The following is a 7,538-nucleotide window of genomic DNA, read 5'->3' on the forward strand; positions in this document are numbered from 1 at the left end:
AAAGCCGTGGTAAAAACCAATGAGGATTGTCAACGGGTACAGCGCAGCCGGGGGGGATTTAACGGCGCTGCCGGTTTATGCGAACGGGGAGGGACATTCATCAATTTCATCTGTTTCTGGCAAGTTGTTGGTGTTTATTGGGTTAGTTCCTCCACAACACGCGAGTGAGAATAAGGAGGTCTTGTCGCGGATTAGTAAACGCGGCAATGTGATGTTAAGGACGTTAAGGTAAAACCTGAGGTTGATGAGGCTAATTCATGCGGTGGCTCGGTGAAGCCGCATATACGTTCTTTTCGTCAAAACTGATTGTTGACAACAACCCTGGGGCCATATACGTATAGACCAAAGCAGAATACGGGAAAATAATGATCTCGTCTATCATCCCCGTATTTCACTGCGCTTCATACAGGCTATTTGTTGAAAACCTATACTTTTAATCGCACCCCTCTCCTGGGAAAAGGCGAAAGTGAGGAAAAAAAGGATCGCAAAAGCGGTCCTCTTCATTAGGACAATCTGGAGGATCTGTAGCGGGGGCTTCCTTGCCCAAAAGCTTCATCCTTGATACACAGAGACCTTAGACTACCTCATTACGTTTAGAGTACACCGAGGAGCTCCTTGTCCACCGAGACCCTAGAGGCCTCAGCTAAACTCGCCTTGCTTATCAGCTACTCTAAACCCTCACGTTTCCCACTGAGGGATTTTCAATATATCACTTCAGCTTTTCTTCAGAAATATAAACTGCCCTATCAGAAAGCGACTAAAAATTGGTGAACACTGAGGCTGAAAAAAAGCTTAAATATCAAAAGGTTAGGATTTTTAAGTTTTAATGAGAGGAATGAGAGTCTAAAATTCCTGCATGGAAAACCAGAAATCGCTCACATTATGTACAAGCAATTTCGCAAAAACATATTTACAGTATTATTTTAAATAATTGGAATATTTAATCGTCAACATCCAGAGAAAGATGATCTTATCAGATCCGTAATGGAATGGAAGTAATAAATGAATTTTGAATAAACATCAATCAATGCACAAAATTTAATTAAATTTTTATTATTCAAGAAGGCGAATTAATTTTAATTTTTGCACGACTTCGTGCCGCCTGCATATAAGATTGATACTCGAGATTACCGCGCTGAATTGACAAAAAATTCTCTAATGAATTCTTTTGTTTCTCGGTTATATTTTTAAAATTAGCGGGCTTAATCGCTATTAATTGAACAACAGCGGAATCGCCATTATTTAAAACAGTAGTTGTTATAGAATGATCTTTTTTTAATGGAATCGAAAAGGCGCTTGCCATTATAGCTGCGGAAATAGATTTATTATTTATCTTAACCTCCTTTTCGTTTCGCCAAAATAAATGATTAACTTTAACAATATTTTCGACTGATCGTCCCTCATGTATTTCATTTTGAATTTCTCCTGCTAAAAGACTCGCTTTTGCTTGAGCTAATTGTGTTTTCAATTGGTGTTCAATTTGCAAAGAAACGGTTTTTAAAGGAAGCAAATGACTGGGTTGATGCTCTTTTACTCTTAAAACTACTAAACTACCGTCTTTTAATTCGATTACATCGCTATTATTTCTGCCTTTTAAAACATCGTCGCTAAACACTGCTGCCACTATTTTTGCATTGGCGGCAATTCCTTCTTTTTCTCCTTTACGGCTAAAAAGCGGCGTGGTGTTTATTTTCAAATTCAATTGGCGTGCGGCCGGCTCCAGGGAGGTAGGGTTTGTGTAAGTAATTGTTGATAATTGATCGCTTTTTTTAGTCAGCAAAATATTTATTTTTTGTTGTAGTAAAATTTGTTTAATTTGATCCTTAACTTGGTTAAAAGATTTTTCTTCTCGATTTTTTTCGTAATATTTTTTAATCTCGTGATCATTCGCAGAAACTTGCTGACGAATCATTTCAGGAGATAAAAGCAAATAAGCGATACTAAGTTTCTCGGGTACCTTAAACGATTCACGATGTTTCTGATAGAAATCAGTGATCATTTCCGGTGTGACTTTGCTCTCCTTCAAAAAGGGGGCGCTCGAAATAATCATATAACTAAAATCACGAGTCTGATTGATTAATTCATAACTGTTTTTTATTTCATTAGGTAATACAAAGGCACTGCCGGTGATTCCTTTTTTAACCTGTTGAATCAAAAATACCTGAAGGAATTGCGCTACAAATTGAGCGCTCGTTAATAAATTTTCATAGAGAAATTGTTGAAACCGTTGCGGGGAAAATTTCCCATTTTCTTGGAATGCGGGTAACACGGTAATAATTTGATTGATCTGAACGGGACTGATGTTAAACCCCATTTTTTCGGCTGAGTCCAATAACACATGATTCATAATCAAATTTTGCAAGGCCTGTTCTTTGAGCGCCTCGACTTTTGCGCCAACAAGCGTCTGTCCCCTTTGAAGGGTATAAGCCCGTTGCAACCGCTGAAAAATAGCGTTTAATTCATTCTCTGAAATTTTTTCGCCATTAACTTTAGCAACCGTCTTATTCTTCCCCCCTTCTGATTGCAAGTAATACTGGACACCCCAAAGAACAAAGGAAAGAGAGACAACCGCCAGAATGAGACCAGCAATCCACCCTTTGACGCGTTCATGAATATTTTGAAGCATATACTAACTCGCTCAAACCGAAAAATCTTCTAATCCGTTGATTTAATATTATTTTTTGAGCATATTATACACTAGCGGGCCAGGAAGGAGCAAGCAATTTATTTGTCTATTCTTACAATTGCAACGTTATCTGCTCCAGAGAGAATCATGCTTCGCCTTTTTAGCAGGCTTCTCCTCAGACTGGTTTGATGAAGATGAAAATGAAAAGGGAGTGGAGGGTTGAAAAAATTGACTACGGCTACTAGCTTCAGAGATCGAACGAGGCGGCTCTTGCGCATTTTTTATTTTTCCTTCTAACCCCAAAGAAACGCACTGCGTACTCTCATCTTTGTCCAATACTTCTAGTAAGCTTTTTCCTTTGATAACCATTCAGCCTCCTTAAACGAAGGTTGCTCAAAAATATCGTTTGCAAGACCGTATTTAGCAAACAAAAAAAATGATTATCTGAATTTTCCTTAAAAAAGTTAGCAAACTGATAGTTAGAATAAGGAAGTTCGTCGCTTAGGGATCCAAGAAATTGACGATAAGCGTCCTTTTGAGAACATTCTTTCTAGCCAAACCGCCATCGTTGTATGATCTCCACTTTAACTGCGCTCTTACCTTTAACTAAAAACAAGAAGAAATCATAATTATTACAAATTAATAAAGACTTGTCTGAAAGCCTGTCAAACCACGGAGAAATAAGGGAAGCATAGCCTCCCAACCACAAGGAATCCAAGATCGATTCTGCTGTAGAGGTAGGTAACAATAAAGAAAAAAATGCAGCGGACCAGGCCTGTTAAGCCTTCATTTTCAAAAGAGTATAGTAACCCTCCCTGAGGATCAAAAAATAGTTTTACACCTACGTCATCTTTCACTAACCAATAAATTATATACCCATCAACCCACTTATTCTGCAAGCTATGTTCAATCGACAGATCCCCAAATATATGATGTCCTTCCTTTAATAATATTTGTTTTATTATCTCTTTGAAAGATTTATATTAATTAGTTAATAAAAGAGTTCGCGCACTTGCACTCTGAGATAACCAAAATAACGACGAATGTTCGACACCTTCTAAAAAAACGGATTGCCATTTTCTTTGGGTTTGGGGAAGAAGAAACAAAAATAGAGACAATTCCTCTTGTACCGATTTGTTGGTAAACGCACATTCTTGGCAGAAAACTTGGAAAGGTGAATTAGTAGGTCGTCTCTTCGTAGAGGGCCTAAAAAAACCGTCGATCACGACCTTCCCAACTTTCTCTCTTCACCTTCTTTTTTTGCTTTAGCTATCTGTGGCAAAAGTAACGTGAGCAACCCCCTCTGGCTAAATAATATTTTCCTGCTATCGGCGTTTGCGCATGCGTAATGCATAAAACTCATCCCGTGACCTCCTTGACTGCACTTAAATTGAAAAACTGAAAACGAAGGGTGTAAAGAATGCTCAATTCTTTCCAGTCAATGCTATTATCGTCCTTGATAATTTTTTCTTTTAAGCAATCGTAGCATTTCAGACGCATTATTTTCGAAAAAAATTGCTGTTGAGTATTGGGAAATGCGTTCTCCAATATACTAATAAAGCGAGGCAGTGAGGGACGATGGTCAATTTGTATGAAATAATCGAAAATCATCCGCTGTATTTCTTCAGGTAGCTTTATTTTTCCTAATGCATCAACCCTCGAACCAAAAAACACCTCTCTACCCTCATCGATTTTTAATAATCGTAATAAAATATTTTCACCCATGTTATAGAGCTATATTTTCTACTCCAAGATAGGATAAAGAGTAAGAGAAGCGGTTAGACTTTTGAAACAAAGCATCTAAATACCGTATTCACCGTTTCCGGACCATTATCTATCCACCGCAACAAGCTCCTTTTCAGATTAAACAAAAGGTTTATGCCTTCGGAGGTTATACAAAGGTAACTAAAAAAATATTTCTTGCTCATTCTTACTAAATGGAATGTCTTCTATCTTTTTTGTGCTCCCTTCTTATTTATTTGGAAAATAAACGCGACCCATTCCAAATCTTTTTCAGACTTACAAAGAGTCATCCAGCGGGGTATTTCGACAGCATCTAATTTTATTGTGCTCCGAAGATATGCCCGCATCCTTATGATCGGATGACCGGTGGTTGTTTTAGTTCCTGTCTATTTGCGGGAGCAAACCGCTGTTCGTAGAAGAATGCCATAATAAATCCCTCATCTCCTCGTCGGTGCATAAGCGTTCTAAACCAGTCTTAGTCCGCATTTCATTCGCAATAAAAGGAACTATTTGAGAGGGGTTCAAAAATCTCATTAAGGGTGAAAAGTAGCTTCCTTATCCTAATCGTCTCCTCTGAGCCAACACAGAACCATATCCAGGGCTGGCCGACAGAGCTTTCCAAATTATATCATTTTAAATGACCCCTGAGCATTTCCTTGAATTCAGAATCACCTTGTTCAAACATGTGTTCTAATCCGGTTAACAAATAGTGAGTTGAATTAGCAAATTTGAAAATCTTACAGCAGAAAATCTAGCCACTTTAGTTAATAGATACAAAAAAAGAATCTCCCTCCGTTTGACCCCACATTCCTATCAGAGTCTTCAACTGAGTAGGATTTAAGCCATCAAATAAAGATGAAATACCAGATATGTTCGATTCCAGCTTAGACATCGAAAAAAGGCCTTACTAACACGGCTTTTTGCGAACTATCGAGTGAATGCGCCATTTGCAGTAGGTCCATGAAATGACTGATGATGAGGAGATGATTTTTTCATCGCCAGCAAAAAAATACAGAACGTTGCCAAAGCTTGCCTGCTTCCTTCGAAAACCCGTGCTTCAAACTATTTAAAAAATCACACCGATTCCTCTTTGTAATCTATTGTAATTCAAGGAAAAAGAACGAGATCGGACTCACGAGAGGGTTGTAAGATGCTTGACAGAAGTAAACTTCCCACAAAACTGGGTAAAACAGCGATACGGGGACACCCAGCGAATTGCCGGTGAAGTCTCATTACTACCTTGTGTGACCACATTGCCTTAAAGAGGTGACTAAGTAATTCTTCTCCGATTTTCCCCCAGCAGGAAACCAAAGCAAGCACAGCAACAGAGGCAGGGAGTCAATTTAACAGGTAAAAAATTGACTGATCGATCCTTAAAATCCAGGCTCAGCCGCCAATCCGGCTTAGCCAACGTTGCGACGATATCATCGCGTTGTTGAGTCAACCAGCGCTGGACAATAACTAAACTATTAGGATGGTTATTGACAAGTGATTGAACTTCTTTCAAAATCGTTTGTAATGAGGGTTGGGAACGAGATGGAAAAAAATAACGGTTAACCATCTCTTCGAAAGTTTTAGAAATATTCTTTAACCGGGAATAGGCTGCGCTAAGCAGGTCAAGATAAGGATTGCGCGGCTCGTGCAATGAGGTTTTGTATTTTAGGGTCATTTGCCAATCATCAGAATAGACTAAAAATTTATCACCCGAGGGCGACTGACCAGGTTGAGCTACCGCTCATAACTCATTCTTTATAGCTGCTTTGGTATCACTAAATCTCCATTGATGACGATCCGCCTCTTCTAAAATTATTTTTAATTTATCATGAAACGAACGTTTGAAAGTTATCCTCGATTTTTCTGGGAGAACACTGATTGGAAAGGCTAAGCATGAGTTAAGAAAAGAATAAACGAACAAAGTAAGGAGGCATTACCCAATTGGATGGGGTCTTGTTGCTGATAAGGGGATGGCGCTCCCACTTGGCGAAATAGCATCTGTAAAAATCGATCACGATGCTCTTCTAAGACAGCCAAATGGAAGGCGGGGAAGCGCTTATGAAGTAAGGGATAAACCATTTTACGACCGTACTCCATAAGGCCCGCGGATACAGCTATTATTTTCAGAATTCTATTACAAACATCGGGAATTATTGTGTAAATTTCATCAGACAAAAAACGACCACTGATTCCTCAGTGCTGCTATGCAATAACTGACGTTTCGTCAATATTTCTAGACTGATAGCGCTTCCTAATAAAGCGGTCGGACAGGCATTTAATTTCCCGACGCCCTCTTTTACTGCCTGTAGAAAGTTTTTAACGGGGCCACTCTTGAGATTTCCCTGACCTAACTGGGGTAAATTAAACAGGGAGCGCTCCAATGATATTGTAAAGTTCAAGCGCTGCCGGATATTCTTTTCCGGGTCCTCATCAAGAAAAGAATCCATCACATCTACTTCAAGATTACGATGGAGACCCTTAAAAAAATCCAATCCTTCATTGTAAGGCTAATCAAGGGCAACATAAGTGATTTTATCGCAGATCTACCCAAGTATTTTTAATTTTTTTCTTAAACCTCTAACTCGTTTAAAGTTAGCAAATATTAATTAGCATCAAATTCCTGCAAGCTTGGAGATGGCTGGTAACTATAAGTATTGGGGCTATAAAGCGCTTCTAAGAAGCTTACCTTCGCACCTTCTTCTTCTTCCCCCTTTTTTCTTCTTTTTACTCTATCGACGATGGAAGAACAGTCACTAATATTTGGTTCAAGGGGAAAGGACTATAAGCAATTAATGAACTCTCTTCATTAGAGATTCAATGGACTTCCTCACAAAATAGGTACAGAAAATATTGCTTCTAAATGAATAAAAATTGTACGAAAAGTCAAGAACGCATGCAAAGGAAAAGGGGTCATGTCTTTACCATATCATTATCCACAAGTCACAGGTATTTCCATTTTAAACTTGGTGATTCCGCTCAGGAGTCCAGGCGCGCTTTTAGCGCACAGCGCGCACGTAGTGCGCTGTGTCCCCCGCCTGCGTGGGGACGATGAGGGAGCAGGGATGACGGGTTTAAGTTTTTAGTTTTTACCATTTGTGAGGAATGTGATAGAACCCATACCTGATAATCATCTAGCTCCCTCCTAAAGAGTGTATAAAATAGCTTTTGTAAAAAA

The 7,538-nt window shown here is 39.0% G+C and carries 7 protein-coding genes and 1 pseudogene; 2 read left to right on the top strand and 6 right to left on the bottom strand.

The window, feature by feature from the left end:
* Nucleotides 1-226: pseudogene (locus OWO34_RS06525) on the top strand (transposase); the annotation flags it as partial.
* An 831-nt stretch (nucleotides 227-1,057) separates the two neighbouring features.
* On the opposite strand, the gene OWO34_RS06535 reads toward OWO34_RS06525, so the two are convergent.
* The 6 genes from OWO34_RS06535 to OWO34_RS06560 form a co-directional block, all read right to left on the bottom strand.
* The gene (locus tag OWO34_RS06535) at nucleotides 1,058-2,626 is read right to left on the bottom strand and encodes a SurA N-terminal domain-containing protein (RefSeq protein ID WP_267256963.1); all 1,569 of its coding nucleotides are present in this window, start codon (nucleotides 2,624-2,626) and stop codon (nucleotides 1,058-1,060) included.
* A gap of 126 nt (nucleotides 2,627-2,752) precedes the next feature.
* Nucleotides 2,753-2,995, bottom strand: coding sequence for a hypothetical protein (locus tag OWO34_RS06540; protein WP_267256964.1), 243 nt, complete (start codon nucleotides 2,993-2,995; stop codon nucleotides 2,753-2,755).
* A gap of 990 nt (nucleotides 2,996-3,985) precedes the next feature.
* A complete protein-coding gene (locus tag OWO34_RS06545) occupies nucleotides 3,986-4,351 on the bottom strand; it encodes a hypothetical protein (RefSeq protein WP_267256965.1) in 366 nt (121 codons plus the stop codon).
* A gap of 1,288 nt (nucleotides 4,352-5,639) precedes the next feature.
* On the bottom strand, nucleotides 5,640-6,038 hold the full coding sequence (locus OWO34_RS06550) for a hypothetical protein (protein ID WP_267256966.1): 399 nt from the start codon (nucleotides 6,036-6,038) through the stop codon (nucleotides 5,640-5,642).
* Nucleotides 6,039-6,250: 212 nt separating this feature from the next.
* A complete protein-coding gene (locus tag OWO34_RS06555; RefSeq protein ID WP_267256967.1) occupies nucleotides 6,251-6,442 on the bottom strand; it encodes a hypothetical protein in 192 nt (63 codons plus the stop codon).
* Nucleotides 6,443-6,513: 71 nt separating this feature from the next.
* Nucleotides 6,514-6,855 carry a hypothetical protein gene (locus tag OWO34_RS06560; RefSeq protein ID WP_267256968.1) on the bottom strand — a complete coding sequence of 114 codons (342 nt, stop codon included), beginning with the start codon at nucleotides 6,853-6,855 and terminating at the stop codon, nucleotides 6,514-6,516.
* Nucleotides 6,856-7,275: 420 nt separating this feature from the next.
* Here OWO34_RS06560 and OWO34_RS06565 point away from each other — a divergent pair, with 420 nt between their 5' ends.
* Complete coding sequence (locus OWO34_RS06565; RefSeq protein ID WP_267256969.1) at nucleotides 7,276-7,446, top strand: hypothetical protein; 171 nt, start codon at nucleotides 7,276-7,278, stop codon at nucleotides 7,444-7,446.
* Nucleotides 7,447-7,538: the final 92 nt, after the last annotated feature.

Source organism: Coxiella endosymbiont of Ornithodoros maritimus (assembly GCF_907164965.1).
Taxonomy (GTDB): domain Bacteria; phylum Pseudomonadota; class Gammaproteobacteria; order Coxiellales; family Coxiellaceae; genus Coxiella.